Source organism: Pararhodobacter sp. SW119, from assembly GCF_017811755.1.
GTDB lineage: Bacteria > Pseudomonadota > Alphaproteobacteria > Rhodobacterales > Rhodobacteraceae > Pararhodobacter.
Genome location: NZ_JADDJF010000143.1, coordinates 1 through 1,630 on the forward strand (window position 1 = coordinate 1; position 1,630 = coordinate 1,630).

1 protein-coding gene and 2 pseudogenes are annotated in these 1,630 nt (G+C 64.9%); all 3 read right to left on the reverse strand.

Annotated features, from left to right (window positions below):
* Positions 1–216: 216 nt before the first annotated feature.
* A pseudogene (locus IM708_RS21525) lies at positions 217–438 on the reverse strand (transposase); the annotation flags it as partial.
* 9 nt (positions 439–447) lie between these two features.
* Positions 448–936: pseudogene (locus IM708_RS21530) on the reverse strand (tetratricopeptide repeat protein); the annotation flags it as partial.
* 271 nt (positions 937–1,207) lie between these two features.
* Positions 1,208–1,333 carry a hypothetical protein gene (locus tag IM708_RS21645; RefSeq protein ID WP_280861216.1) on the reverse strand — a complete coding sequence of 42 codons (126 nt, stop codon included), beginning with the start codon at positions 1,331–1,333 and terminating at the stop codon, positions 1,208–1,210.
* Positions 1,334–1,630: the final 297 nt, after the last annotated feature.

Below are 1,630 nucleotides of genomic sequence, written 5' to 3' on the forward strand. Positions count from 1 at the left end.
CGAGCCCTTCGGCCTGGCGCAGCTCCTGCGGAGTCAGGCGGGCAAGCAGGCGGCCGAATTCGGCCGGATCGAAGCGGGGCATGGCAGGTCTCCTTGGGGCCTGGGAGCCTCAGCATACCTCACTGACGCATCAGAACAAAGTGCGAACGAACTCCGTTTGCTGACACTGCCTGCAAGCGCGTGTCGGAGCCGGCTGATGTCGCGGGCGATCACATGCTCGGCAAGAAGTCCGCGGATCCGGTTCACAAGCCTGGTCCGGTCCGACACCAGCCGCTGACGGATCCGATGAACCGCCTGAATGGCAAGCTGTTCGGAAGACTTCGGCGGCACGAAACGCAGCGATGGCCGACCGATGGCTTCACAGATCGCTTCTGCATCGTTGCGGTCGTTCTTGTTCGACGTGACGTAGGGCGTCACGAACTGCGGGCTGATCAGGCGATCCACCGCCTCCTGCGCCGCCGCCAGCGCGTTTTCCCGGTCACCGAGAGCGGAGAGGCAGTTCGCGAGGTTGGTCAGCGACGCAGCCAGGCCGGTGTTGAAGACCTCGGGGCGCGCTGCGGCAAGACCGCGGTAAGGGACCACTGCCTCCTGCGCCGCCTCCTGCGCCTTCTCTGGGCGGCCGAGAGCGGAGAGGAAGTTCGCGAGGTTGCTCAGCGACACGGCCAGGTCAGGGGCGAAGGCCTCCGGTCGCGCCGCGGCGAGACCGCGGCGGAGCTCCAGCACCTCCTGCGCGACCGCCAGAGCCTCCTCCCGACGACCGAGATCGGAGAGGAAGATCGCAAGGGTGTTGAGCGATGTGGCCAGCTCGGCGGTGAAGGCCTCCGGGCGCGCGGCGGCAAGTCCCCGGCGGAGTTCCACCGCCTCCTGTGCCGCCGTCAGCGCTGCCTCCAGGCGGCCGATAGCGGAGAGGCAGTTCGCGAGGATGGTCAGCGACATGGCCAGGTCGGGGGTGAAGGCCTCCGGTTGCGCCGCGGTAAGACCGCGGTAGAATTCCACCGCTTCCTGAGAGACCGCCAACGCCGCCTCCGGGCGGCCGAGATCGGAGAGGCGGACCGCGAGGGTGGTTACACGCGTCCTCGCCTTTTCCGAGACTGCCCCTCATTCCCGAGGCTCTTCGACCGGTCGCGGCGCTGTCAAGAGCGGTCGCGATCGCGTCGACAAGCCTGGGCCACGCACCCACGGCAGGCAGGGATGTGTCCTCGCAAAATCAGTCGAGGATCGGCGCTCTTCGCATAAAAACCCGAGCTCGCTGCTGCAAGGTAAGCTTATCAGCACGGTAATCGCCCTGCAACGCTTCCCATGCGACTGTCATCGCCTTATGCGAACCGTCCATCGCCGATCTCCTGCCACTGATCGGCAGGAGATGGGTGGGACGTCAGACCAGAGGAAAAAGACGACGAACATCTGAGGGAGCAGCGCGGCAGGACTTCGCTCTACCCTCATTCGCGTCCGCGACACCATCAATGCTGTGGGGCGAAGAACGGTCCATTTCTACGCTCAAAGAGCGGCATAGGCTGGATATGATGTGCCATCTGGTCCGCCAAGCTGGTCGCCCATACTCAGTGGCAAGACGAGCGCAAGAAACTATCCTGTCGTCGAAGGTGCTTCCACAAGGTCGGTTACGGTGTAG

Bases quoted from the DNA above. Each gene is read 5' to 3' on its own strand.
- IM708_RS21645 (WP_280861216.1), bottom strand. From the start codon at position 1,333: ATGGACGGTTCGCATAAGGCGATGACAGTCGCATGGGAAGCGTTGCAG.